Here is a 26,795-nt window from a genome sequence, read left to right on the forward strand (position 1 = left end):
GCACGGTACTTTCATGAACCCGGAGATGTCTGGCGTGTTGATTTTTTGCCCGCATCGAGCGGAGTTCGTCACACTAGATATTTCGTACCATGTGTATCGATCATTGCCGAAAATACGGATTTATGGCTGCAGCCTGTAGGTATCGGATTTTTGCAATGTTGCTCCAATTGTAATTTCGATATCCACGCAAACATTCGCCCTGTCGCCCCTTCTCTGTGCGTGCGGTGCTGGGGTGAACGTTGTTCGCTACGGAGCGCTATGCTTCCGGCCCGAGGCTGGTTCGAAAAGGCTCCGAACCAACGCCCTGTGCAACGGCGCGCCGGGTGGGTTGGGCCTTCCGTGGCGAGTGTGCTGCGGATATCCGGTGGTGATGGTCGCCTGGTAGCGATTCGGCCGAAACGGGTAGCCCCGATTCGGCGGATCAGTTAATTTGACCCGGTAGGATTTCGAGCCAGTTTGATTAAAGCGGCAAAGACGATTTCCAAAAAGATTGAGCGGCGGTCTGCGAGCCACCCGGCACAGCGTGTGTCGGAGTCGGTCCGGACTGCACGGAGAGGCGGTAGCTAAGTGGGTGGGTCACCGACGACACCCGTCGCGATCATCGGCATGGCATGCCGACTTCCTGGCGGAATCGGTTCGCCAGAGGAGTTGTGGGAAGCCCTGTTGCGCGGTGACGACCTGGTTACCAAAGTTCCGCTGGAGCGGTGGGACGCCGAGGAGTACTACGACCCGGAGCCCGGCGTGCCCGGCCGGTCGGTCTCCAAGTGGGGCGCCTTCATCGATGACGTCGCCGGCTTCGACGCCGACTTCTTCAACATCAGCGACCGCGAAGCCACCGCGATCGACCCGCAGCACCGCTTGATCCTCGAAACCTCCTGGGAGGCCGTGGAGCACGCCGGTATCGACCCAGCGTCGCTGGCGGGCTCATTGACCGGCGTCTTCGTCGGCATGACTGCCGGTGACTACCAGTTGCTGGCCGCAGATGCGCACGCCATCGAGGGGCCGTACGGCTTCACCGGCAACAACTACAGCCTCGCCTCGGGTCGCGTCTCCTACCATCTCGGCGCCCATGGTCCCGCGTACACCGTCGACTCGGCGTGTTCGTCCAGCCTGCTCGCCGTGCACCACGCATGCCGCAGCCTGCACGACGGCGAGAGCGACGCCGCACTGGCCGGTGGCGTCAACATCATGCTGGAGCCGCGCAAGATGTCCTCGGGTTCGGCGCAGGGCATGCTGTCGCCGACCGGCCACTGCCACGCATTCGACGTGGCCGCTGACGGCTTCGTGTCCGCCGAGGCGTCCGTCATGTTCATGCTGAAACGCCTCGATGACGCGCAGCGCGATGGCGACCGCATCCTCGCCGTCATCCGCGGCACCGCGAGCAACCAGGACGGTCACACCGTCAACATCGCGACCCCGGGCGGGGACGCCCAGGTCGCGGTCTACCGGCGCGCGCTCGACCTGGCCGCCATCGATCCCGCCACCGTCGGTTACATCGAGGCGCACGGAACCGGAACGCCGGTTGGTGACCCGATCGAATACTCAAGTCTGGCAACGGTTTACGGCCAGCAAGGCCCAGTCGTCCTGGGCTCGGTGAAGACCAACCTCGGCCACGCGCAGTCGGCTTCGGGTGCGGTCGGTTTGATGAAGGCCGTCATGGCCCTGCAGCACGGTGAGGTGCCGAAGAACCTCTACTACAACGAGATGCCCGCCGAGATGGCCGCGATCTCCAGCGGCCTGTTCGTGCCGACGGAGCTCGTGCCGTGGCCGGCCACCGCCGACCACCCGCGCCGCGCCGCCGTGTCCGCCTACGGCCTCTCGGGCACTAACGTGCATGCCGTCGTCGAGCAGGCGCCCGCCGCATCGTCGCCGCGCACCGTCGAGTCCGAGGGCCGGGGGAGCCTGGCTGGCAATGGCAAGCTGCTGTTCCCGGTGTCGTCGACCTCGGCCGAGGAACTGCGCCGCACCGCAGGCAGGCTGGCCGACTGGGCGGCAGCCCAGGGCGAGTCCCTGGACGTGGCGGATACGGCCTACACGCTGTCCCGCCGCCGCGCCCACCGCCCGGTCCGCACCACGGTGCTCGCAGAGGACGCCACGGGGCTGATCCAGGCGCTCCGCGAGGTCGCCGACGGCGAGACGCCGTACCAGCTTTCGGCCGGCAAGGGCGATCGTGGCCCGGTGTGGGTGTTCTCGGGCCAGGGCTCTCAGTGGGCAGCCATGGGCGCCGGCCTGCTGGCCGCCGAGCCCGCATTCGCGGCCGCCATCGCCGAGATCGAACCGCTGATCGAAGCGGAGTCCGGCTTCTCGATCACCGAAGCCATCACCGCCGGTGAGACGGTGACCGGCATCGACCGCATCCAGCCCGCGGTGTTCGCCATCCAGGTGGCGCTTGCCGCGACCCTGCGGTCCTACGGTGTGCAGCCCGGCGCGGTCGTCGGCCACTCCATGGGCGAATCCGCGGCGGCAGTCGTCTCCGGCGCACTGTCGCTGGCCGACGGCGTGAAGGTCATCTGCCGCCGCTCCAACCTGATGCTCAAGGTGTCCGGCTCGGGCGCCATGGCATCGGTGGAGCTGCCCGCCCAGCAAGTCCTCTCCGAGCTCGGCGCCCGCGGCGTCAGCGACGTCGTGCTGGCGGTCGTCGCCTCGCCGCAGTCGACCGTCGTCGGTGGTGACAAGGAGGCCATCCGCACGCTGGTCAAGGAGTGGGACGAGCGCGGCGTCATGGCGCGCGAGGTGGCCGTCGACGTGGCGTCGCACACCCCGCAGGTCGACCCGATCCTGGACGAGCTCGCCGACGCGCTCGAGGACCTCGAGCCCGACGAGCCGACGGTGCCGTACTACTCGGCCACGCAGTACGACCCGCGCGATCCCGCCGACTACGACGCCGACTACTGGGTCGACAACCTGCGCCACACGGTGCGGTTCGGCGCCGCGGTGCAGGCCGCGCTCGACGACGGCTTCCGGGTCTTCATCGAGCTGGCCCCGCACCCGCTGCTGGTGCACGCGGTCAACCAGAACGCCGCGCATCAGGACATCGGCATCGCGGCCCTGGCGGCGATGCGTCGCGAACAAGAGGTGCCGAACGGCCTGCGTGAGGTCGTCGCCGACCTGCACAATGCCGGTGCGGCAATCGACTTCTCGGCGATGTACCCCGATGGCGTGCTCATCGACGTGCCGCTGCCGACGTGGACCCGTAACCACCTCATCCTCACGCGCGACCCGCACGAGCAGGCGCCCGGCGGGGCCTCGCTGGCCGTGCACCCGCTGCTCGGCGCGCACGTCCGCCTCCCGGAGGAGCCCGAGCGCCACGTCTGGCAGTCCGACGTGGGCACCGATATGCAGCCGTGGCTGGGTGACCACCAGGTGCACAACGTGGCGGCACTGCCTGGTGCGGCGTACTGCGAGATGGCACTCGGTGCGGCTCGCGAGGTGCTGGGCGAGGCCTCCGAGGTGCGCAACGTGACCTTCGAGGCGATGCTGCTGCTCGAAGAGGAGACCGCCGTGTCGGCGGTCGCGACCGCGGTTCCGTCGGGCGACATCGACTTCCTCGTCGAGACCTACCAGGACGGCGAGCAGGTGCGCCGGGCCGCCGCGACGCTGCACGCCGTCGACGATGACGCCGCCCGCCCCGCCTACAACCTGGCCAAGCTGGTCGCCGCCCACACGCAGGATGTCGACGGTGGCGACCTGAGGGCCTGGTTCGCCGATCGCGGCATCCAGTATGGGCCGGCGTTCTCGGGCCTGACCGCGGCGCACACGACCGTGGGCACCACGGTCCTCGCGGCGGTCACGCTGCCCGGGGCCATCCGGTCGCAGCAGAGTGCGTACACGGTGCATCCGGCGTTGCTCGACGCCTGCTTCCAGGCGGTGGCCGCGCATCCCGATCTGCACGGTGACACCACCGGCGCGCTGATGCTGCCGCTGGGTGTCGGCAAGCTGCGGGCCTACGAATCGACGCGCAACGCGCACTACTGCTACGTCAAGCTCGTCAGCCTGTCCCCGACAGCCGTCGAGGCCGACATCGACGTACTCGACGAGAATGGTGCGGTGCTGCTGGCGGTGACCGGCTTGCGCCTGGGCACCGGTGTGTCCGAGGACGGTCAGCGCGAACGGTTGCTGAACGAGCGCCTGCTGAACATCGAATGGCGCAGCCAAGATGCTCCGGTAGCCGACGTCGTGGATCCGGGCCGCTGGCTGCTGATCTCGGCCGCAGCAGACGCCGACAGCCTCACCGAGAAGCTCTCCGAGGTCCTGCAGTCCGACGAGGCCGACGTCTCCACCATGGCGTGGCCGGCCGACGCCGACCATGCGTCGAACCTCGAGTCGCTGCAGGCCACCTTGACCGCCAAGCCCTTCAAGGGCGTCGTCGTCGTCACGGGTGTGCCCGAGGACTCGGCGGCGTCTGCGTCGGCGGCCACCGCGCAGCGCGGTATGACGCAGGTCGAGCAGTTGGTGCACATCGTGCGCGGACTGCCGGACGTGCCGGGTCAGCCCGCGCGGCTGTACGTGCTCACCCGGGGTGCCCGCACCGTGCTGCCCGCGGATGTGGCCAACCTCGAGCAGGGCGGTATCCGCGGCTTCATGCGAGCCATCGGCATGGAGTACCCGGCGATGCGGCCGACCCAGATCGATCTGGACGTGCAGGCCGACGTGGCGCACGTCGCGGCGGAACTGTTGTCCGGCTCGGAAGAGGACGAGACGGCATGGCGCTCGGGCGAGTGGTTCACCGCGCGCCTGAACCTGAGCCAGTTGCAGCCCGAGGAACGCCGCACCTGCGTCGTGCGACCGGAGACCGACGGTGTGCAGCTGCAGATCCGGACCCCCGGCGATCTGTCGTCGGCGGAACTGGCCGCGTACGAGCGGGTCGCTCCGGGACCGGGCCAGATCGAGGTGTCGGTCGCGGCGTCCAACCTGAACTTCGCCGATGTGCTGGTCGCGTACGGCCGGTACCCGAGCTTCGAGGGCCGGCTCCCGCAGCCGGGTGCGGACTTCGCCGGTGTCGTCACCGCGGTTGGCCCGGGCGTCACGGATCACCAGATCGGTGACCGGGTGGCGGGCATCTCGCTGACCGGTGCCTGGAAGACGTTCGTCACCTGCGATGCCAACCTGGCCGTGAAGATTCCGGACGACCTGCCCGAGGGCAGTGCGGCAGCGGTGCCCAGTGCGCACGCCACCGCCTGGTACGGCCTGCACAACCTGGCCCGCATCCAGGCCGGCGACAAGGTGCTGATCCACTCGGCCACCGGTGGCGTGGGGCAGGCCGCCATCGCCATCGCGCGGGCCGCTGGTGCCGAAATCTACGCCACCGCGGGTAGCGACGATCGTCGAAACCTGCTGCGCAGCTGGGGAATTCAGCACGTCTACGATTCCCGCAGCACGGCCTTCGCGGAGGAGATTCGCCGCGACACCGACGGCTACGGCGTTGACGTCGTGCTGAACTCGCTGCCCGGCGCGGCACAGAAGGCCGGTGTCGAGCTGCTGACGTTCGGCGGCCGGTTCGTCGAGATCGGCAAGCGCGACATCTACGGCGATACCCGGATGGGCCTGTTCCCGTTCCGCCGGAACCTGTCGTTCTACGCGCTCGACCTGGCCCTGCTGACGCTGACCAACCCCGACGTCACCCGCGGCATGCTGGAGACGATCTTCGGGCAGATCGCCGACGGTGTGCTGCCGGTGCCGGACACCACGCACTATCCGCTGAGCGACGCCGCCACCGCCATCCGTGTGATGGGCGCGGCCGGCCACACCGGCAAGCTCGTGCTCGACATCCCGCACACGGGGGAGTTCGAGGCGGTGCTGTCGCCGGAGCATGCCCCGGTGTACCGGCCCGACGGTTCGTACATCGTCACCGGTGGTCTGAGCGGTCTGGGCCTGTTCCTGGCCGAGAAGCTCGCGGCCGGCGGCTGCGGACGCATCGTGCTCAACGCGCGTTCGGAGCCGAGCGCCCAGACCCAGCAGGCCATCGAGGTGGTCCGGAGCAAGGGCGCCGAGGTCGAGGTGGTCCTCGGTGACATCGCCGCCGCCGACACCGCGGCCCGTCTGGTCGCGGCCGCCGAGTCGACCGGCAAGCCGCTGCGCGGCGTGCTGCACGGCGCGGCGGTGGTCGAGGACGCGACGTTGCCGAACATCACCGACGAGCTGATCGAGCGCGACTGGGCTCCGAAGGTATCCGGCGCGTGGCACCTGCACGAGGCGACGGCCGGGGCCGGGCTGGACTGGTTCTGCTCGTTCTCGTCGGCCGCCGCCATGGTGGGCTCACCCGGACAGGGCGCCTACGCCGCGGCAAACAGCTGGCTGGATGCGTTCACGCAGTGGCGCCGGGCCCAGGGCCTGCCGGCCACGGCCATCGCCTGGGGCGCCTGGGCGAAGATCGGAGCCGGGCAGGGCATGGCCGCCGACGAGGCCATGGCGATCGATCCGGAGGACGGCGCGTACGCATTCGACGCGATCATCCGCCACGACCGCGCCTACGCCGGCTACGCGCCGGTGGCCGGAGCGGACTGGCTGGTGGCTTTCGCCCAGACCAGCAAGTTTGCCGAGTCGTTCGCCAACATCGGTCGGGGAGGTGCGGGCACCAGCGAGTTCCTCGCGGAGTTCCACGCCCTGTCGGAGGAGGAGCGGCCCGCTCGTCTGAGGCGCCTGATCACCGACGCTATGTCTATGATACTTAGGCGATCTGTCGATCCCGATCGTCCGTTGGCCGAGTACGGCCTCGATTCGCTCGGGGCGCTCGAACTGCGGACCCGTATCGAGGCCGAGACGGGAGTCCGGATCGGTTCGTCGGACATCACGAATGTTCGAGCACTGGCAGAACGCCTGGGGGAGGCGATTTCGACGGCGATTTCGACATGACGGGTCAGAGTAGGGCGTCACAGAAGCCGCGCGCTGAATTCACCGAAGCACAGGAGAGTGAACATGGTTGCGATTAGGACCATCCATGACTGGATGGGTTCCTCGGGTGTTCTGACTTCCTGGAACCCTTCCTCTGCGTCGCTCGCCAAGCTGCGCAATGCGCCGGTCAGTTCGGTGCCGGTGAGCTACCAGCAGAGCCAGCACATCCGCGCGTTCCGTTCGCACGAGCGCAACGGCACCGACATGGCGCGGTTGAACATCGCCGCGTGGGACATGCCGGGCAAGTGCGACGTCCGGGCGATGACGCACGTCATCAACGCGTACGTGCGCCGGCATGACACGTTCCACAGCTGGTTCGAGCTGCTCGACGACGACTCGGTGGTGCGCCGCACGGCGAAGAGCCCGCGGGACATCAAGCTGGTGCCCACCGAGCACGGCGAGATGAACGCGCAGCAGTGGCGTGACCACGTGCTCGCGACGCCCGACCCGCTGCAGTGGGACTGCTTCCACTTCGGCATCATCCAGCGCGACGACCACTTCACCTTCTACTTCAGCATCGACCATGTGCACACCGATGCGCTGTTGATGGGGCTGGTGCTGGTCGAGATCCACCTCATGTACGCGGCACTGGTCAGTGGCGCTCCGCCCATTCCGCTGGCCGACGCCGGCAGCTACGACGACTACTGCGTCAAGCAGGCGGAGTTCACCGCGTCGCTGACGCTGGAGTCCCCGGAGGTCCAGGACTGGATCAAGTTCGCCGAGGCCAACGACGGCACGCTGCCGTGCTTCCCGCTGCCCCTCGGTGACCCGACGGTGCCGTGCGGCGGCGAGATGCTCACCGTCCGGTTGATGGACAAGCACCAGTCGGAGCGGTTCGAGTCGGCCTGCCTGTCGGCGGGCGCCCGCGTGATCGGCGGCGTGATCGCTTGCGCAGCACTGGCCGAGCATGAGCTCACCGGCCGGCCGGTCTACAACATCATCACCCCGACCACTACGCGCCGCACTCCGGCCGAGTTCATGACCACGGGCTGGTTCACCGGCGTCGTGCCGATCAGCGTCCCGGTATCGCCGGATTCGTTCGGTGACACGGCCCGCGCCATGCAGAAGGCGTTCGACGCCGGCATGGACCTGGCGCATGTCCCGTTCGAGAGGGTGCTGGAACTCGCCGAGGGCAAGGTGGCGTCGATCCGCAAGGCGGACCCGGGCGTGCCGATGGTGTCGTACCTGGACACCAACCTGCCACCGCTGTCGCCGGCGATCATGAACGAGTGGGAGCGGCTCAACGGCCGGGTGTACAGCGATGCTCGCTCGGCGTACCAGATCGGCATCTGGGTGAACCGTTCCGAGAAGGAAACGTCGGTCACCATCGCCTACCCGGACAATCCGATCGCCCGCGAATCGGTGGACAAGTATCTGCACGCGATGCGTGCCGTGTACCTGCGCGTCGCCGACGGTGGTTCGGGTGCCGGCCGTTCGGATGCCTTGCGCCACAACGGTTGCCGCAGCGAACTGATTCGAGCTGTGAAGGGCTGACCTGTGACGACCTCCACGCGCCCGTCGCGTGTGCCTTTGTTGCGCCGCTGGCGCGCTGTTGGCGGCGACGACCAGAGCCGCGTGCTCGACTATGTCGACCAGGCGATGTTCCTGGGCCTGCGGGCCACCGGCCAGGCTGCGGTCATGCAGTTCGGCTGGGTCTACGAACACCCGGTGGACATGGACGGTTTGCGCCGGTTCCACTACAACTTCGGCCACGGTCTCGGCGGGCGCCAGATCGAACCGTCGGTCCTGCCGTTCGGCCGGCACCGCTGGGTGTCGGCGCTCGGGCCACCGGCGCCGATCCGGATGTACGAGACCGTGCGCCCCCGGTCGGAACTCGGCGACTTTCTGGACGAGCACGCACAGATCCCGGTCGACCCGGAGTTCGGGCCGACGTGGCACATGGGTGTGCAACCGCTCGACGACGGTGCCACGGTGGTCAGCCTGGTCGGTTCGCACTGCATCGCCGACGGCGGCGGCGCCATGCTGACGGTGTTCGAGTCGGTGACGGGCCAGCGGCGCGATCTCGGTCTGCCGCAGCCACGTTCGCGGTCTCGATGGGGTGCTGTGCGCGCCGACCTGCGCCAGACCTTCCGCGATCTGCCCGAACTCGGCCGTTCGATGAAGTCGGCGGCGAAGCAGGCTTATCGGAAACGCAGCGAGCTGCGCCGCTCCGGAAAGTCGCCGGCGGCCCACCTGGATTCGGCCAGCGCCAAGGAAAACCTGGTGGTGCCGGCAATCTTTGCGTTCATCGACGCTGCTGAATTCGACGCCCGGGCGAAAGCACTCGGCGGAAACAGCTATGCGTTGATCGCCGGTTTCGCCGCCCGGTTGTCCGAGCGGATGGGGCGGTTCAGCGAGGCAGAAGGTGTGGTGCCGCTGGTCGTGCCGATCAACGACCGCACGCTGGAGGACACCCGGGCCAACGCGGTGCTGATCGGTGATGCCCGGGTGAATCCGAAGGGCGTCACCGAGGATCTGACGGAGACCCGGGCGATCATCAAGGAAGCCCTGCGGAAGATGCGCGAGGAGCCCGACGAGAAGTTGGAGCTGCTGCCGCTCACGCCGTTCATCCCCAAACGCGCCGTCACGCAGGCCGCTGACATCGCGGTCGGCTTCGGTGAGCTGCCGGTGTTCTGCTCGAACCTCGGGGTGCTACCGGACGACCTGGCTCGCGTCGACGGGACCCCGGCCGAATACGTCATGGCGCGCGGTGTGGACGGCCAGGTTCCCCGCGGGGTGCTGGAACACCGCAAGGGCATTTTGACGGTCATCTCCATGCAGATGATCGGACGGGTGTCGATGGCGGTGATCGGTTACCAGCCGGGTGCCGATAACACCAAGGCCACGCTGCGCGCGTACGTGGAAGAGACGCTGGCCGAGTTCGGCCTTTCCGCCGTCTACGAGTAATCCCGCTTCAGACAATCGAAAAGTGAAGGGCCAGGTCTATCTTGTCCACTGATACCCGGTCAAAACGGTCCGGTCGTCGCCGGTTCGCCAAGCTGCCCCAGGAGCTGGACCGTTCGCAGGACCGTCTGGACTACATGGACGAGGCGACGTTTCTGTCGTACCGGGCCAGTGGCCGGGTCCAGGTCATGCTGGCCATGTGGTTCTACGAAGGGCCCGTTGATCTCGACGGACTGCGCCGGTTCCATGCGAACTTCGGACGCAGCCTCGCGGCCCGCCGCATCGAGCGCTCGCCGTTGCCGTTCGGCCGGGCCCGGTGGGTTGCCGCTCCGCCCCTCGAGCGGCCCCTCGACATCGCCGAAACCCCGCGTCCGCGTTCGGAATTGACCGATTGGCTCGAAGAGCGGTCGCAGCTCCCGATCGATCCGGAACACGGTCCGGGCTGGCACCTGGGTGTCCAGTCGTTCAGCGACGGTTCGACAGCTGTCGCGCTGGCGCTGTCGCACTGCCTGATCGACGGCACCGGGGCGGTGGCCGCCATCATGGAGTCTGTGCTCGGCCAGGGCCGCGATCTGGGATATGCGCAGCCGGGCTCCCGGACCCGTTGGCAGGGCATCCGCGCCGATCTGCGTCAGGCCCGGCGTGATTTCCCCGAGGTCCGCCGGACCGTGGTGGCCGCCGCGAAGATGCTCCACCGCAGACGTCACGAGATTCGCACTTCCGGGGACACCCGGCCTGCGGTGACTGCCGGCGCCGGCGATGAGTATGTACTGATGCCGTTCGCGGGCACCCACATCGACGTCGAGCAGTGGGATGCGAAATGCGAAGCCCTCGGTGGCAACACCTACTCGCTGGCCGCGGCGTTCGCGTCCCGGCTGGGTGTCCGCATGGAACGACACCGCAAGCACGACAACAACATTTCGCTCATGGTCGCGGTCAACGACCGGACCTCGATGGACGACACCCGCGCCAACGCCATGGCGTTCGCCAACCTCACGGTCGACCCGACCCACGTCGCCAAGGACCTGACGGACTTGCGGGCGTCGCTACGGACCTCGCTCAGCACGGCCAAGGATCAGCCCGACGAGTCGTTCATCCTGCTGCCGCTGACGCCGTTCATTCCGTTGCGCGCGGTGAACAAGACGGCCGACCTCGTGCTTGGTGACATGCCGGTGACATGCTCCAACTTCGCAGAGCTGCCCGACCTGATGTGCCGGCCCGACGGCGTCAACCAGGCGACCTTCCTGAACTGCTGGGGTGTCGAGCAGAAGGTCAAGAGGTCCGATATCGAGCGGCCGGGCGGCCTGCTGGTGGTCGCGTCCGGCCGGTACAACGGGCGGGTGAACCTCGGCATCGTCGGCTACCAGGTGGGGGCCGAGAACAGCCGTGCCATGCTGCGCGAACTCGTCCAGCAGACGCTCGACGAGTTCGATCTCACGCCGTTGACCATCTACTAGCGCCTACCGGGCGTTTCCGCCCAGGCCCTCAGCGGGCCTGGGCGGCCTTCTCCAACAGATCCGCGGTGCGCGCCACGCTGTCCGCCGGTTTCGTCATGCGCGCCGCGGCGACACGGACCCGATCCGCGCATTCCGGCTGCAGCGCCGTGCGCAGCGCGGCTTTCAGTGATGCCGGCGTGGTCTTCGAAAAGCGGCGTGACGCCCCGAGCCCCAGCTTCTTGATCTGCCCGGCCCAGACCGGCTGGTCGGCGCTGACCCACAGCACGACCGTCGGCACGCCGGCACGCAGCCCTGCTGCAGTGGTGCCGGCGCCGCCGTGGTGGACCAGCGCCCGGCACAGCGGAAACACCGCGGCATGGTTGACCGCGCCCACCAGCTTCACGTGATCGCCCAGCGCCGTGTCCGGCAGGTCCCAGACCCCTGAGCTGATCAGGGCCCGCTCGCCGAGTTCGGCGCACACGGTGTCGATCATCGCCACCGCGGCGGCGGGGGACTCCACCGGCATGCTGCCGAAGCCGAAGTAGATGGGTGGCTTGCCGGCCGCGATCCAGTCCATCACGTCGGCATCGGTGTCGGTCTGCAGTTCCATCGACATGGATCCCACCAGGGGCTTGGCGTCGCCATATTCGGCCGCCAGCCCCGGGAACAGCACCTCGTCGTAGGCCTGGATCTCCAGGGCGCCACGGTCTTCGATGCGGCGGACCGCCCGCACCGTCGCCGGCGGCAGGCCAAGGGTGCGCCGCTGGATGTCCTCGGCTTCCTTCAGCATGCGCCAGTGGAACCATTCTCCGACCGCGAAGCCGCGGCGGATCAGCGGCAGCGGCAGCGGCACCGGCAGCACCTGGCTGTTCGGGCGGAACGGGAAGTAGTGCAGGGCGGCCAGCGGGATGTCGAAATGCTCGGCGACGTTGGCGGCCACCTCTTGATATGTGGTCCCGGCAAGGAGTAGATCCGCGCCGGAGGCGACGTCGGTGAGGGTGGCATTCATGTCCTGCCAGCCCTGCGTCATGTAGTCCCTGAGTTCGCGGACCACGCTCACCGGGTTCTTGATGCTCAGATGGTCGCGAAAGATGTCCGCATCCAGTTGCTGCTGAGAATCCACGCCGTAGCTGGCGGGCATCGGAAGTCCCGCCGAAGCGACGAATGACACCAGATTCGGCGGCACGGCCATGCGGACGTCGTGGCCGCGACGCAGCAGTTCTCTGGCCACAGCACCGCTGGGTTCGATGTCTCCGCGCGTGCCATGGATGGCGATAGCAAACTTCACAGGGCATCACACATATCGGTCTGCCGCTGTTGTCCGCATTGCTGGGGCACCGATGGCAACAAGGACGTCCGGCGCCGAGGGGGGCGCAGGGGGTTGGGTGACTTCATCACTGGCACACCCGATTACAGCATGGCGCCGGGTATGCGGCTCTTTGACAGCGCCGATAGTGCCGCGCCGGTCGGTGCATCTGATCCGTTTGCGGCGTGTAGCCTGTCGGGGATGCTGAAACGTGCCAGGCCAAGCGGTGCTTTGGCACATGCGGGTTTCGCCGCACTCGGCAAGTACGTGGTGCGGCGTCCCGTCGCGGTCCTGGCCGCCTGGGTCGGGCTGGCGGCCATCCTGTTTCTCGCGCTTCCGACGTTGATCGACGTCGCTGGCCGGCGCCCGCCACCGTTCCTGCCGGACGACGCGCCGACGCTGGTTGCCAGCAACACGATGAAGAACGCGTTCCGCGAAGCCGACGCCGGCAACGTCGCGGTCATCCTGCTGACGAACGAGCATGGCATCAGCAAGGACGACGAAGAGGTCTACCGCCGTCTCGTCGACAAGCTGAACGCCGACAAGACCAACGTCAGGTCGACGCAGGACTTCATCCACATTCCCGAGCTGCGCCAGGTGATGGTCAGCAAGGACGGCAAGGCGATGCAGCTGCCGGTCAGCCTGGTCGGCAGTATGGGTACCGGCCCCGGCCAGCTGGCCTTCAGCAATGCTCAGCAGACCATCCAAGAGGTGGTCAAGGGCAGTGACCTGACGCTGAACATCGTGGGCGCATCGGCCACGTTTCAGGACATCAACGAAATCGGTGCCCGCGATCAGCACATGATCGAGACGGCCACTGCCGTCCTTGTCTTCTCGATCCTGATCATCGTCTACCGGAGCCTGGTGGCGATGTTGCTGCCGCTGGTCACCATCGGCGTCTCGCTGGTGGTCGCGCAGCAGCTGGTGGCCGGTCTGGGCCTGATGGGGCTCGCGGTCGGACCGCAGACGCTGGTGCTGATGACCGGCATGATGATGGGTGCCGGGACCGACTACGCCATATTCCTGTTCAGCCGATATCAGGAGTTCATCAGACAGGGAGTTGCCAGTGATCAGGCGCTGGTCTCTGCCCTGACCTCGATCGGCGAAGTCATCGCCGGCTCGGCCGGCACCGTCGCGATCACCTTCCTGGCGCTGTCGTTCGCCACCCTCGGGGTGTTCGCCACCATCGGCCCGGCGCTGGCGGTGACCGTGCTGGTCGGTTTCTTCGCGTCGGTCACGATGCTGCCGGCCCTGATCGTCCTCGTCGGACGGCGTGGCTGGATCAAGCCGCGCAAGGACATGACCGGCAAGTTCTGGCGCCGTTCGGGCGTCAACATCGTGCGCCGCCCGGTGACACATCTGGCCACCAGCCTCGCCGTGCTGCTTGCGCTCGCCGGCTGTGCGACGCTGGTCCGCTACAACTATGACAACCGTAAGGACCTGGACCCCAGCGCGGCGAGCAACGTCGCATACGAGGCACTGAACAAGCATTTCCCGGTCAGCTCCACCATGCAGCAGTTCGTGCTGATCCAGTCGCCGCGCGACCTTCGCGCCCCGAAGTCGCTGGCCGACATGGAGCAGATGGCACAGCGCATCGCACAGTTGCCGCACATCGACGCGGTCCGTGGCATCACCCGGCCTACGGGCGACGTGCTGGAGCAGGCGAAGGCCACGTATCAGGCCGGTGAGGTCGGCAGCAAGCTCAAGGACGCCTCGAACCTCATCAACAGTAATGACGCCATGCTGCAGAAGCTGGTCGACGGCGAGTACCAGCTCGCCGACGCGCTGAACCAGATCCGCACGCAGGTGCTCGGGGGCATCGGCCCGGTGCGGTCCATGCTGACCCAGATGGCGGCGCTGCAGAAGCAGTACGGCGGTTCGAAGACGCTGGACGATCTGGACAAGTCGGCCAAGATGGTGTCCCAGATGACCTCGCTGGGCGATGCGGTCGGTGGTCAGCTGGTCCGGGTCGGCGACGTCTACAAGTGGTCCGGAAAAGCCCTCGAGACGCTGAACGCGACGCCGTTCTGCAACTACTACCCGGCGTGCAACGATCTGAAAATCGGTCTCCAGAACGTCAACGACGGCAACGATCCCGAGACGGTCCAGAAGGTCATCAACCTCGGCCACATGCTGCAGCAGTACAAGAGCGACCCGGGCATGGACGACAAGGTCCGCGGCATGGGCACCAACATCGAGAGCATCACGGCCCTGCTGAAGCAGCTGCGGCTGTACGACACCGCGGACCTCGAGAAGCGTCTGCAACAGGCGGTCGACGGCGTCAACCTGCTTGCCGACTCGAGCAAGCAGCTCGCCGACGGTGTGAAGCTGTTGGTCGACCAGGTCCGGGGGATGGGCGGCGGCCTGAACCAGGCTTCGTCGTTCCTGCTCGGTATGCGCCGTGACGCCAACACCCCGCAGATGGCCGGTTTCTACGTGCCGCCCGAGATTCTGAGCCGGAACGAGTTCGAGAAGGCCGCGACGCTGTTCGTGTCCCCGGACGGGCACACGGTGCGCTATCTGGTGCAGACCGCACTGAACCCGTTCGGCACAGAAGCCATGGACCAGACCAACGCGATCGTCAAGGCTGCCCAGACGGCACTGCCCAACACGTCGCTGTCCGACGCCAAGGTGTCGATGGTCGGTCTGTCTGCGGTGAACCGCGACATCCGCGACTACTACAACAGTGACATCCAGTACATCGTGATCGTCACGCTGATCGTGGTGTTCCTGATCCTTGTGCAGCTGCTGCGGTCCATCGTGGCGCCGCTCTATCTGGTGCTGTCGGTGGTGCTGTCGTATGGCTCGGCGCTGGGTATCGGCGTGGTGTTCTTCCAGTTCATATTGGGATACGACATCTCCTGGAGCGTGCCCGGTATCGCGTTCCTGGTGTTGGTGGCGGTCGGTGCCGACTACAACCTCCTGCTGATATCGCGAATACGTGACGAAGCGAAGTGGGGCGTGCGCTCGGCGATCGTCAAAACGGTCTCCGCGACCGGCGGTGTGATCACCTCTGCCGGTCTGATCTTCGCGGCATCGATGCTCGCCATGACGGTCAGTAGCATCCTGGGCGCCGTGCAGCTCGGCTTCATCATCGGTATCGGTCTGCTGCTGGACACCTTCATCGTCCGTACGGTGACGGTGCCGGCGACCGCGGCTTTGCTCGGCGACGCGAACTGGTGGCCGTCCAAGTCGCCGCGCCGTAGGCGCGAAGAGGCCGCGGCGGCCGCGGCCCTCGCCGCCACCGAGCGGTTGCAGGCGGAGCGTCAGGCCCGCCGGGAGTCCGACGAGGTCGAACCCTGCCCGGAGTGTGGCTATGCGGCGACGTGTGAGGCCTGCCAGATGACGACGGCCTTCGAGGCCGCCGGGGCAGTCCAGCACCGCGGCTTCTTCGGCTGAGCCGGCTGACGGCCCGCGCCCCGGAGGTATACGAAACGACCAGGGCCGCAACGTCATAGACGTTGCGGCCCTGGTCGTTCTGAAAGGCGTCAGGCGTCGAGTCGCGCCAGCTCACCCTTCCGGTACAGCTCCGTGCAGGCCTGCCGGCGGATCTTGCCGCTCGTGGTGATGGGGATCGAGCCCCGGCCGACCAGCACCAGGTCGGCGGCGTTCACACCGTGCACCTGCGAGATGGCGGAGGTGATGTCGTGCTTGACCTGTGCCAGGTTCTCGCGGACCTCGTCCTCGGTCTCGCCGCGCTTCTTCATCTCGATGACGACGGCGAACTGCTCGACTCCGTCCTCCTCGAAGCCGACGGCCGCGGTACGACCGCCCGAGACCGCGCTGACGGTGGCCTCGATGTCGTCGGGGTACAGGTTGCGTCCGCGGATGATCAGCAGGTCCTTGATCCGGCCGATGATGAACAGCGAGCCCTCGGAGATGAAGCCGAGATCGCCGGTGCGCAGCCAGGTGTCCGACGGGGTGCCCTCAGGGGCATCCACGAGCACGCCACCGAAAGTCTTGGCGGTCTCTTCGACTTTGTTCCAGTACCCGGCACACACGTTCTCACCGTGCGTCCAGATCTCGCCGACGGTGCCTTCGGCCGCCTCTCGGCGGGTCTCCGGGTCGACGATGCGGACCAGGGGAGAGGGCGAGAAGCCGTAGCTCACCAGCGGGCTGCCCGACTCGACGCGCTCGACGATGCCGTCGGCCAGCTTCTCGGTATCGAATTCGACGACCGTCGGCGGCTCACCGGACTCACGAGAAGCCACGTAGAGGGTGGCCTCGGCCAGGCCGTAGCTGGGCCGGATGGCCTTGCCCGGCAGACCGAACTTGGCGAAGCGCTGGATGTAGCGCTTGATGGTGGTGGGCTGCACCCGCTCGGCGCCGCTGAACACCGTCAGGACGGTGCTCAGGTCCTTACCGGCCATGTCCTCGTCGGTGGTCCGGGCGGCCGCCAGGTCGAAGGCGAAGTTCGGCGCGGCGGTGATGACGTTCTTGTGGCTGCCCATGAGCTGGATCCAGCGGGCGGGCTTGACCAGGAACGAGATGGGGCTCGTCATCACGGTGTGCCAACCGCCGAGGATGGGCGTGCACACACCGAGCAGCAGGCCCATGTCGTGGTACAGCGGCAGCCAGGTCACCACGGTGCTCCCCGGCGGCGCCACCTTGCCCCACTCCGAGAAGAAGACGGCGATCATCTGCTCGTAGTTGGCCGAGACGTTGCGGTGCGACACCATCACGCCGGCGGCAGTGCGGGTCGAGCCCGACGTGTATTGCAGGTAGGCGGTCTCTGGGCGAACCTCGCGGCGGGAGAACGGCTTACGGCGGGTCTCCAGGTCCAACTCGTCGACGGCGAGCACGACGGGGCTGCGGCCGTCGTCGTTCGGGGTGGCGTACTGCGCGACGGCGTCCTTGCTGGCCGCGGTGGTGAGAGCGACGACGGGCTGCGCGTCCTTCATGACGGAGATGACGCGCTCGTCGTGGTGGCCCATGATCGGTTGGGTCAGCGGGACCGCGATCATGCCGGCCTCGAGCGCGCCGAGGAATCCGACGACGTATTCGAGGCACTGCGGCGCCACGATCACCACGCGGTCACCGATCTCACCGTGCTGGCGCAATTCGTGGGCGACGGCGACGCTCTGCTGGTACAGCTGAGCCCACGTCAGGGTCTTGGCCACACCATCGGGGTCGGTGTCGTAGTCCATGAACGTGAAGGCCAGGTCGTTGGGTTGCAGGCTGGCGCGTTCGCGCAGGACGGCCGGCAGAGACGACTCGATCACGGACACTTCCTCCTCGGGATGTTCGGGCGGGGGGTGAAGGGCCCGGGTGTCGTCGGTGACGGTTGACTACCGTCAAACTGACACCGGGTGCCGGATAGCAGCGTAGGGCATTACCGCTGATTTTGACGTATCAGGCTTTTTGCTGACGGGTCGCCGACGGTCGGTGGCGGAGGCTCAGCGGGCTGCCCTCGAGAACCACCTGGTCTTGATCAGCCACGAGTGCGCGGAGGCAAGGGCGAAGACGCCGCCACACATGCAGGAGAACACCCATACAAAGTTGCCGTCTTCGAGGGGCTGCAGCTCCGGAACCAGCGAGGTCAGAATGCGGGTGGCGCAGGCCATGATGCCGCTGCCGGTGGCGAACAGGTAGATGTTGGCGATGCGCCGCGAGTCCGCGTTCTTGCGCAGGACCAGCAGGGCTCGGCCACTGAACACCAGCAGGTAGGTCAGGGTGCCGCAGAGCACGATCCAGTACGCGGTCAACCAGCCGTCGGTCGGCATGGTGAACAGGTCGGGGGAGTATTCGCGGCCGGCGACGCTCATGGAGAACAGCGCTAACAGCACCGGGATGCACAGGGTGGCGGGCCGCTCGATGTACTGCGTGAACATCTTCTGCATGGCGGCGTCGTCGGCCAGGCGGCCGATGGCGTTGTAGACGATGGCCGAGGCGGCCACGATGTAGCAGTCATGGCCCAGATAGGCCGGCAGGTTCCAGACACCGGTCAATGAGTGGATGGCCCGGCCGAGGGTGTCGGCGGCCATGGGGGACATCAGGGCGACGGCCGCGGCCTGGAGTGCGATGTTGAGAGTCGCCGCCACTTCCCAGCGGCAGGACCAGGTGACACGACGGATCCACAGACTCCACGCCATGCAGGCGAGAGTGATCGTGATGAGAAATGTGAGAGCCATGGTGGAAGCCTTCTGAAAGCTCTTGTCAGCGCTGGTGCCGCTCAGACTCTACTGGTCAGAGCGGCGGTGCATCAGCACGTCGCGTCATTTCCGACAACTTTGTGGCGCGCTTGGGCACCGCGGGCGCCGCCGTGGCAACCGCGAGCGGTGCCGACTGGATGTAGTTGATGACTTCGTCGTGGCTCATCAAGCCGAACCGGACTTGCAGATCGGGGTAGCTCAACCGGAAGTGGTCGGCCACCAGCCGCAGCTCCTCCGCGTTGGGGTAGTCGGCCTCTTTGATCCGCCGGTAGTACGTGCTGCTCGACGTGCCGAGCGCACCGTAGATCTCCCTCGCCTCGACGTCGCCGTCGAAGATGTAGTCGAGCAGTGCTTTGAGCTGTCTGCCGTTCTGGTCTGTTCGGGGCACCCTGCAACGATAGACCCTTCCCCCCTTTGGTTGCTAGCAACTAGTTCCGCGACATATAAGCCGTAATTGACATGGGCGTCACACTTTCGGGAGCTATGTCCCACATTTGGGAATCGTGTTGTAGTGTGCATCACATGACTCTTGCGTACGCCGGTGAGATCGACCCCGTTCTCCCTTCTGCTGCTGCGGCGACGATCCATGTCGCCGACTATGAGTTCGGCGGCGTCGACACCGCCGGTGCTGCAGTCGACATGCGACGGCTCGAAGCCCCGCTGTCGCCGGTGATCGCCGCCGAGCTCGAGGGCGGTGCCGAATACCTGGGAGTCGACGCCGAGGTGTTGCTGATCGGTGCGCTCGGCCGCGCCATCGAGCGCGTCATCGGATCCGGGCGGGCCGCGGTCGACGTGGCCGCAGCCAAGGAACGCTCGGGCGGCGGGCTGGCGGTGCTGCGCCGGCTGGAAGTCGACTGTGTCTCGGCGTCCGACGTGGACGCCACCGAGATGGTGCAGGCGGTGCGCAGTGCGCTGGCCGCCGCCACCGCAAACCCGACCGACGTTGCCGACGTCTTGTTCAGCTACGGCATGTCCGCGATCGACGGCGACCACCCGGGCCCGGTGCACACCCTCGAGGTGCGGGCATTCCAAGCCGACGACGTGCTGCACGTGGACTGGTGGTACGCCCGGCATCAATTCGAGCCCTACACCGTGGAAGAACTCGCCGAGCAGTTCGCCTACGCCGTGATCGAGCTCGCCTCCGAGGCCATGCCGGTCTCCGAGTAATCCGTGGTGACCCGCGCCCGTTAGAATCGCAGCACACGTATCGATCCGGCCATCACCGGGGAGCATTCGGAAGAACGGCCGCGGCGGCCCCGACTGCCGCAGCCCAGTAGAACCGAACGGGTAGGCCCGTTATCGCCGTCAGTTGAGCGGCGCACGTGCCGGGCCTCCGGGGCCGGTCGTGCGCAAGCGGGGTGGTACCGCGGCGCTCGCGTCCAGACGCGAGATCGTCGTCCCCGTGCCTGGAACTGAGCACCTGTTTGGTGCTGACGGCACTGGAGACCCCTGACGTGAGCGCGTACCCCAAGACCGCCAGCGGCACACCGAACTTCCCCGACCTCGAGACCGAGGTTCTGGAGTTCTGGGCCCGCGACGATACCTTCCGCGCCAGCATCGCCCGCCGCGACGGCGCCCCCGAATACGTCTTCTACGACGGTCCGCCGTTCGCGAACGGTCTGCCGCACTACGGCCACCTGCTGACCGGCTACGTCAAGGACATCGTTCCCCGGTACCGCACCATGCGCGGCTACAAGGTCGAGCGCCGGTTCGGCTGGGACACCCACGGCCTGCCCGCCGAGCTCGAGGTGCAGCGCCAGCTCGGCATCTCGGACAAGGCCCAGATCGAGGCCATGGGCATCGGCGCGTTCAACGACGCCTGCCGTGCGTCGGTCATGAAGTACTCGAACGAGTGGCAGTCCTACGTCACCCGCCAGGCGCGCTGGGTCGATTTCGACAACGACTACAAGACCCTGGACCTGACGTTCATGGAGTCGGTGATCTGGGCGTTCAAGCAGCTGTGGGACAAGGGCCTGGCCTACGAGGGAAACCGGGTGCTGCCGTACTGCTGGAACGACGAGACCCCGCTGTCCAACCACGAGCTACGGATGGACGACGACGTCTACCAGAGCCGGCAGGACCCGGCCCTGACCGTGGGCTTCGTCGCGACCGACGGACCCGTCGCCGGTGCCCGTCTGCTGGTCTGGACCACCACGCCGTGGACGTTGCCGTCCAACCAGGCCGTCGCGGTCAATCCCGAGGTCACCTACGTGCAGGTGGTGGGCCCCGACGAGCAGAACTACGTCCTGGCTGAGGCCCGGCTGGCCGCCTATGTGCGCGAATTCGGCGAGGAGCCGGTCGTCGTCGGCAGCTATCTCGGCGCCGAACTGTTGGGCACGCACTACCTGCCGCCGTTCGCATTCTTCGTCGACAGCGACCAGGCGCAGAACGCGTTTCAGGTTCTGCAGGGCGATTTCGTCACCACCGAGGACGGCACCGGCATCGTCCACATGGCCCCGGCCTATGGCGAGGACGACAAGGCCACCTGTGACGCCGCGGGCATCGTCGCGGTCACGCCGGTGGACTCCACGGGCCGCTTCGACTCGACTGTGCCCGACTACCAGGGACAGCAGGTCTTCGAGGCCAATTCGCAGATCATCAAGGATCTGAAGAACGGCACCGGCCCGGCGGCGGTCAACGCGCCGGCGCTGCTGCGGCACGAGACCTACGAGCACTCCTACCCGCACTGCTGGCGGTGCCGCAATCCGCTGATCTACCGCGCGGTGTCATCGTGGTTCGTCAAGGTCACCGAATTCCGCGACCGGATGGTCGAGCTCAACCAGCAGATCACCTGGTACCCCGAGCACGTGAAGGACGGCCAGTTCGGCAAGTGGCTGTCCAATGCGCGCGACTGGTCGATCTCGCGAAACCGCTACTGGGGTAGCCCGATTCCAGTGTGGAAGTCCGATGACCCGGCCTACCCGCGGATCGACGTCTACGGCAGCCTCGACGAACTGGAGCGCGATTTCGGCGTCCGGCCGGACAATCTGCACCGGCCTTACATCGACGAGCTGACTCGGCCCAATCCCGACGACCCGACCGGGAAGTCGACGATGCGCCGCATCGAGGACGTGTTCGACGTCTGGTTCGACTCGGGCTCGATGCCCTACGCGCAGGTGCACTATCCGTTCGAGAATCAGGACTGGTTCGACGGTTCGGCGAGCGAAGAAGCCCATTTTCCGGGCGATTTCATCGTCGAGTACATCGGCCAGACCCGTGGCTGGTTCTACACCATGCACGTGCTGGCGACCGCGTTGTTCGACCGTCCGGCCTTCAAAACCTGTGTGGCCCATGGCATCGTCCTCGGCAACGACGGCCAGAAGATGAGCAAGTCGCTGCGCAACTACCCGGACGTGTCCGAGGTGTTCGACCGCGACGGCTCCGACGCCATGCGCTGGTTCCTGATGGCCTCGCCGATCCTGCGCGGCGGTAACCTGATCGTCACCGAGCAGGGCATCCGCGACGGCGTCCGGCAGGTGCTGCTGCCGGTGTGGAACGCGTACTCCTTCCTGGCGCTCTACGCGCCGAAGAAGGGCACCTGGCGCACGGACTCACCGCACGTGCTCGACCGCTACATCCTGGCCAAGCTCGCCGACCTGCGCGACACGCTGACCGAGTCCCTCGACGTCTGCGATATCTCGGGTGCGTGCGAGCAGTTGCGTCAGTTCGCCGAGGCGCTCACCAATTGGTATGTGCGACGGTCGCGTTCGCGGTTCTGGGAAGAGGACGCCGACGCCATCGACACCCTGCACACCGTGCTTGAGGTGACCTGCCGCCTGGCTGCGCCGCTGCTGCCACTGGCGACCGAGGTGATCTGGCGTGGCCTGACCGAGGAGCGCTCGGTCCACCTCACCGATTGGCCCGAAGCCGGCGTCGTCCCTGCCGACCCGGAGCTGGTCGCCGCCATGGACCGGGTGCGCGAAGTCTGCTCGGCGGGCTCGTCGCTGCGTAAGGCCAAGAAGCTGCGGGTGCGCCTGCCGTTGCCGAAACTGACCGTGGCAGTCGATAATCCGGAAGCGTTGCAGCCGTTTGTCGACCTCATCGCCGATGAGCTCAACGTCAAGGCGGTCGAGCTCACCGATGACATCGACGCCTACGGCAAGTTCGAGTTGACCGTCAACGCACGGGTGGCGGGTCCGCGCATCGGCAAGGACGTGCAGGCCGCGATCAAGGCCGTCAAGGCCGGGGAAGGCGTGGTCAACGCCGACGGCACGCTGACCGCGGGGCCCGCTGTCCTGCTCCCGGCGGAGTACAGCTCGAAACTCGTTGCCGCAGAACCTGAGTTCACCGCGGCGCTGCCCGAAGGTGCGGGCCTGGTGGTGCTCGATGCCACAGTCACTCCCGAGTTGGAGGCCGAGGGCTGGGCCAAGGACCGCATCCGCGAACTGCAGGACCTGCGCAAGGCCACCGGGCTGGACGTGTCCGACCGGATCGCCGTGACGTTCGCGGTGCCGGCCGACAAGCAGGCGTGGGCGAGGACCCATGCCGGCCTGATCGCGGGCGAGATCCTGGCCACCGACTTCACCGTCGTGGCCGTCACGGACCTGGCCGACGGCGCCGATGTCGGCGACGGGGTGCGGGCTGTCATCGCGAAAGCGTGAGCTTCACCAACGTTTTTCGGCGACCGGCTGGTCGCCGGCAGGCACCTGACTGCCCGAGCGCAGTCGCCTGCCGGTGACCACCATCCACGCGAGTGTGGCCATCGCTGCGGCGATGTAGGCCAGCCCGGCCCAGGCCAGGTACCACGGCCGGCTGATCTGCCAGAGGCTTGGTTCGGCCATGGCCAAGATGCTGGGAACGCTGACGACCGTCAGGGCGATCCAGCCCCAGCCGACGACCCGCGCGCCGCGTTCGTCCCGCCACGGTCCGCGCAACAGCCACATGATCAGCGGCGCGACCCACACCCAGTGGTGCACCCAGGAGATCGGTGACACCAGAAGGCCGAAGAGCTGGACGACCAGGAGCGAGCCGAGCCGATCGCGCGCACCTGACCGGTTGCCCATCACCCACCAGGCCAGCCCGGCCAGCACTGCGGTCCCGAGGATCGCGACGAGCACCAGGGCGCCTTCCCCGGCGTCGTGGCCCACGATCCGCGAGATGCCGCCTCGCCACGACTGATTCAGGGCGATGCCGATCGGGTTGATGCTGGTATCGCCCATCACCTCGGTGAAGTAGTGCCGCACCTGGTCGCCCACGATCAGCCACGACAGCGCGACCGTCGCGAAGAATACGATCGCGGAGAACACCGCGGCGGCCCAGCGTCGTAGCCCGACGAAGTACAGCCCGGTGATGGCCGGTGTCAGCTTCACCCCGGCGGCCAAGCCGACCAGCAAGCCGGAAACCCACCACCGTCTGCTGTAGGCCGCGTACAAGCCCGCCAGCGTCAGGAAGATGCCGACCTGCCCGAGGTTGACGCTGACCCGTGCCGGCTCGAGCCAGATCAGCACGGCGGTCCAGAGCATTGCCTCGCGCGCGTCACCACTGCCCAGCATCAGTTGGGTGAGCCGGACGATGGCGTACATCGCGGCGATCATCGCGATCTGCCACAGCAGCCCGACGGCTGCGAAGGGCAGAAAATGCAACGGGTAGAAGAGGATTGCCGCGAAAGGCGGATAGACGAACGGCAGCGGCTGGGTGGGGGACTGATCCGAGTAGGCGAACGTGTACAACGTGCCGGGGTGCTCCAGCGCGGCGCCGCCGAGCACGTAGACATGGAAGTCCACCAGGTTGGGCTGGCTGGGAATGTTGAGCGCCAGGAGAACGACCGCGCTCAGCATCAACAGCGCCGGAGCCAGCCGGCGCAGTCGCTCAGTCCCGATCGGTGATTTCACCGCGACGTCCTGTCCTGATGATCCAGACCATGGTCGCCAGGGCCGCGACGATGTACACCATCTCGCCCCAGGCGAGATACCAAGGACGACTGATCTGCCAGATGTTCGGCTGCGCGAACGACAGCAGGCTCGGCACGCTGAGCACCATCAGGGTCACCCAGCCCCAGCCGAATATCCGGGCGCCGGGCTGGTCCCGCCACGGACCGTAGATCAGCCAGATCATCAGCGGCAGCACCCAGACCCAGTGATGCGTCCAGGACACCGGTTCGGCCAGCAACCCGAACAGTTGCACCACCAGCAGCGACCCGAGTCGGTCGCGCTCGCCGCCGAGCGCTCGGAACGCCAGCACTGTGAGCACCGCGGTGACCACTATCGCGCCGATGACCAAGGGCGACATACCGACGTCGTGACCCGCGATCCGGGACAACCCGCCCTGCCAGGACTGGTTCCACGCCGAGCCCACGGGCAGCGACTTGCCGGCCTCGGCCATCTGGTGCGGGAAGTAGCGCTTCGTCTCCTCGGGCAAGAACAGATACGCCAGTCCGACGGTCCCGAAGAACACCGCGCCCGAGAACAGCGCTGTGCCCCAGCGCCGGACGCCGACAAAGTAGAAACCGGTGATCGCGGGCGTCAGCTTGATGCCGGCGCCGACCCCGATCAGCAGACCGGACAGCCACCATCGTGAGTCATAGGCGGCGTACAGGACGGCGAGCATCAGGAAGATGCCGATCTGCCCCGATTGAATGCTGCTGCCGGGCGCCTCCATCCAGATCGCGCCGGCGGTCCACAGCATCGCTGTGCGCTGGCTGCCACCGCCGATGAACTTCTGGCTGAGTCTGACCGTTCCGTAGACGGCCGCGATCAAGGCGACCTGCCAGGCGAAGGCGATCACCCCGAACGGCGCAAGATGCAAGGGCGCGAACACCATTGCCGCGAATGGGGGATAGGTGAACGGTAGGTGTTCACCTTTGGTGGGGTCGACGTAGAAGAAGTCGTACAACGCACCTGGGTGCGATATCGCGGCGCCGCCCAGAACGTAAACCCGAAGATCGAAGAAGGCGTCACCCTTGACCAGGTAGTAGCCCATCGTCGACGCGATCCGGAGGGTTGCGCTGACGGCGAGGATGACCGGAGCGAGTGTCTGCCAACGGGATACGTCGGGACGCAGCGCTGAGACGGGTCCTGCGTTCACCGGGCGAATATATCGGCTGTGCACCCGAACGGCGCGTCGGGCTTTTCCGCTCACGGGCGATTCAGCTTCATCTTGCGAAAAATTCATGCCGGGTAAAGGTTATGACAGGGTGCCCGAGGCCAGGAGATACACGCCCAGCAAGCTCAGCGCGATAGCCATCACCCAGATGCGCCGCGCTCGCAGCCAGTTCGGCACCCGATCGAGGTACTGTGCCGTCTTCGCGGGTGCGATCAGGTAGCAGATCAACGGGATCTCGGCGAATGCGAACGACACCACGGCGTAGGTGACCACCGCGGCGACCTGCACGGATTTGCAGTTTCCCGAGGCGAGGATGACCCCCAGTGCGCCCACGAGTTCGACGTGCGGCCCAGGGCCGGCCCAGAGGCCGGCCAGGAACGCCATCCACAGGGACTGGCTGTGCATCAGCCGCCGTGCCCACGCTGTCAACCGCGCCGTGATGGACGGCGATTCCGGTTCAGCAGGCGGCGGCTCGGGGTCAGCGCTATCGGCTGCCGACTCTGATGCCCGCACGGCGACAGGTGTTCTGGTGGCGGCCCGAAACAGCAGCGCCAGCGCCACCAGCAGCACCAGTGCGCCGATCGCGATCTTGGCGTCCGCCGGATCGATGGAATGAGTCGACGAGTTCATGTCCGCGACGAGCCGTTTGGTGGTGCCGTGCAGCAGGTAGACGGCAGTGAGGCCGATTGCCAGGCTCGAGGCGATACCGCCGATGCAGAACACCAAGAGAGACGGGATGGGGCGATTGCGCATCACCACGAACACCGCCACGCCGAGGCGGACGGGATCCCACATCGCCATGACGGCGAACATCAAAACGGTGGCCCACACGGCCCGGGACCCTACAGGGCGAAGCTGACTACTCGTGCAGCGTTTCCGTCGTACACCACGATGTCGCCTGCTTTCAGCTGTCGGCCGCGCCGTGTTTCGACCTCATCGTTGACGGCCACCAGGCCCTCGGCGATGACCGCCTTGGCGTCGGCACCGCTGTCGATCAGCGCGGCCAGTTTGAGGAATTGGCCCAGCCGGATCGACTCGTCGCGGATCGGCACGTCGTTCATACCC

Annotated in this window: 15 protein-coding genes; 7 read left to right on the forward strand and 8 right to left on the reverse strand. The window is 66.9% G+C overall.

The window, feature by feature from the left end:
* The first annotated feature begins 606 nt into the window (after positions 1-606).
* The 4 genes from pks2 (at position 607) to ACX12F_RS13665 (ending at position 11,252) form a co-directional block, all read left to right on the forward strand.
* Positions 607-6,852: a sulfolipid-1 biosynthesis phthioceranic/hydroxyphthioceranic acid synthase gene (pks2, locus tag ACX12F_RS13650; RefSeq protein ID WP_459370342.1), complete on the forward strand. Its 6,246-nt coding sequence runs from the start codon at positions 607-609 to the stop codon at positions 6,850-6,852.
* A 63-nt stretch (positions 6,853-6,915) separates the two neighbouring features.
* Entirely contained in the window at positions 6,916-8,385 is a 1,470-nt protein-coding gene (locus ACX12F_RS13655; protein ID WP_459370056.1) for a condensation domain-containing protein, read from the forward strand.
* A gap of 3 nt (positions 8,386-8,388) precedes the next feature.
* The gene (locus ACX12F_RS13660; protein ID WP_459370057.1) at positions 8,389-9,798 is read left to right on the forward strand and encodes a hypothetical protein; all 1,410 of its coding nucleotides are present in this window, start codon (positions 8,389-8,391) and stop codon (positions 9,796-9,798) included.
* Positions 9,799-9,839: 41 nt separating this feature from the next.
* Positions 9,840-11,252, forward strand: coding sequence for a condensation domain-containing protein (locus ACX12F_RS13665; protein ID WP_459370058.1), 1,413 nt, complete (start codon positions 9,840-9,842; stop codon positions 11,250-11,252).
* Between the two features lie 28 nt (positions 11,253-11,280).
* Here the strand turns inward: ACX12F_RS13665 and ACX12F_RS13670 are convergent, their stop codons facing one another.
* Entirely contained in the window at positions 11,281-12,519 is a 1,239-nt protein-coding gene (locus ACX12F_RS13670; RefSeq protein ID WP_459370059.1) for a glycosyltransferase, read from the reverse strand.
* 219 nt (positions 12,520-12,738) lie between these two features.
* Between ACX12F_RS13670 and ACX12F_RS13675 the strand changes: the two genes are divergently transcribed.
* Complete coding sequence (locus ACX12F_RS13675) at positions 12,739-15,936, forward strand: MMPL/RND family transporter (protein ID WP_459370060.1); 3,198 nt, start codon at positions 12,739-12,741, stop codon at positions 15,934-15,936.
* A gap of 89 nt (positions 15,937-16,025) precedes the next feature.
* On the opposite strand, the gene ACX12F_RS13680 is transcribed toward ACX12F_RS13675, so the two are convergent.
* The 3 genes from ACX12F_RS13680 to ACX12F_RS13690 form a co-directional block, all read right to left on the reverse strand.
* Positions 16,026-17,765: an AMP-binding protein gene (locus tag ACX12F_RS13680; protein ID WP_459370061.1), complete on the reverse strand. Its 1,740-nt coding sequence runs from the start codon at positions 17,763-17,765 to the stop codon at positions 16,026-16,028.
* A 168-nt stretch (positions 17,766-17,933) separates the two neighbouring features.
* Positions 17,934-18,668 (reverse strand): hypothetical protein, encoded by a 735-nt coding sequence (locus ACX12F_RS13685; protein ID WP_459370062.1) that lies wholly within the window; start codon positions 18,666-18,668, stop codon positions 17,934-17,936.
* A 55-nt stretch (positions 18,669-18,723) separates the two neighbouring features.
* Positions 18,724-19,077 carry a hypothetical protein gene (locus tag ACX12F_RS13690; RefSeq protein ID WP_020100525.1) on the reverse strand — a complete coding sequence of 118 codons (354 nt, stop codon included), beginning with the start codon at positions 19,075-19,077 and terminating at the stop codon, positions 18,724-18,726.
* 134 nt (positions 19,078-19,211) lie between these two features.
* Between ACX12F_RS13690 and ACX12F_RS13695 the strand changes: the two genes are divergently transcribed.
* Positions 19,212-19,856, forward strand: coding sequence for a hypothetical protein (locus ACX12F_RS13695; RefSeq protein ID WP_459370063.1), 645 nt, complete (start codon positions 19,212-19,214; stop codon positions 19,854-19,856).
* 287 nt (positions 19,857-20,143) lie between these two features.
* On the forward strand, positions 20,144-23,290 hold the full coding sequence (gene ileS / locus ACX12F_RS13700) for an isoleucine--tRNA ligase (RefSeq protein ID WP_459370343.1): 3,147 nt from the start codon (positions 20,144-20,146) through the stop codon (positions 23,288-23,290).
* Positions 23,291-23,293: 3 nt separating this feature from the next.
* On the opposite strand, the gene ACX12F_RS13705 is transcribed toward ileS, so the two are convergent.
* Genes ACX12F_RS13705 through ACX12F_RS13720 form a run of 4 tightly spaced genes read right to left on the reverse strand, consistent with a single transcriptional unit; the run spans position 23,294 to position 26,791 of the window.
* Positions 23,294-24,466 (reverse strand): mannosyltransferase, encoded by a 1,173-nt coding sequence (locus ACX12F_RS13705; RefSeq protein ID WP_459370344.1) that lies wholly within the window; start codon positions 24,464-24,466, stop codon positions 23,294-23,296.
* A 31-nt stretch (positions 24,467-24,497) separates the two neighbouring features.
* Positions 24,498-25,799, reverse strand: coding sequence for a mannosyltransferase (locus ACX12F_RS13710; protein ID WP_459370064.1), 1,302 nt, complete (start codon positions 25,797-25,799; stop codon positions 24,498-24,500).
* 12 nt (positions 25,800-25,811) lie between these two features.
* Positions 25,812-26,561, reverse strand: a complete 750-nt coding sequence (locus ACX12F_RS13715) for a GAP family protein (protein WP_459370065.1) — start codon at positions 26,559-26,561, stop codon at positions 25,812-25,814.
* Positions 26,562-26,572: 11 nt separating this feature from the next.
* Entirely contained in the window at positions 26,573-26,791 is a 219-nt protein-coding gene (locus ACX12F_RS13720) for an RNA-binding S4 domain-containing protein (RefSeq protein WP_459370066.1), read from the reverse strand.
* Positions 26,792-26,795 lie beyond the last annotated feature (4 nt).

Source organism: Mycolicibacterium sp. HS_4_1, from assembly GCF_054515875.1.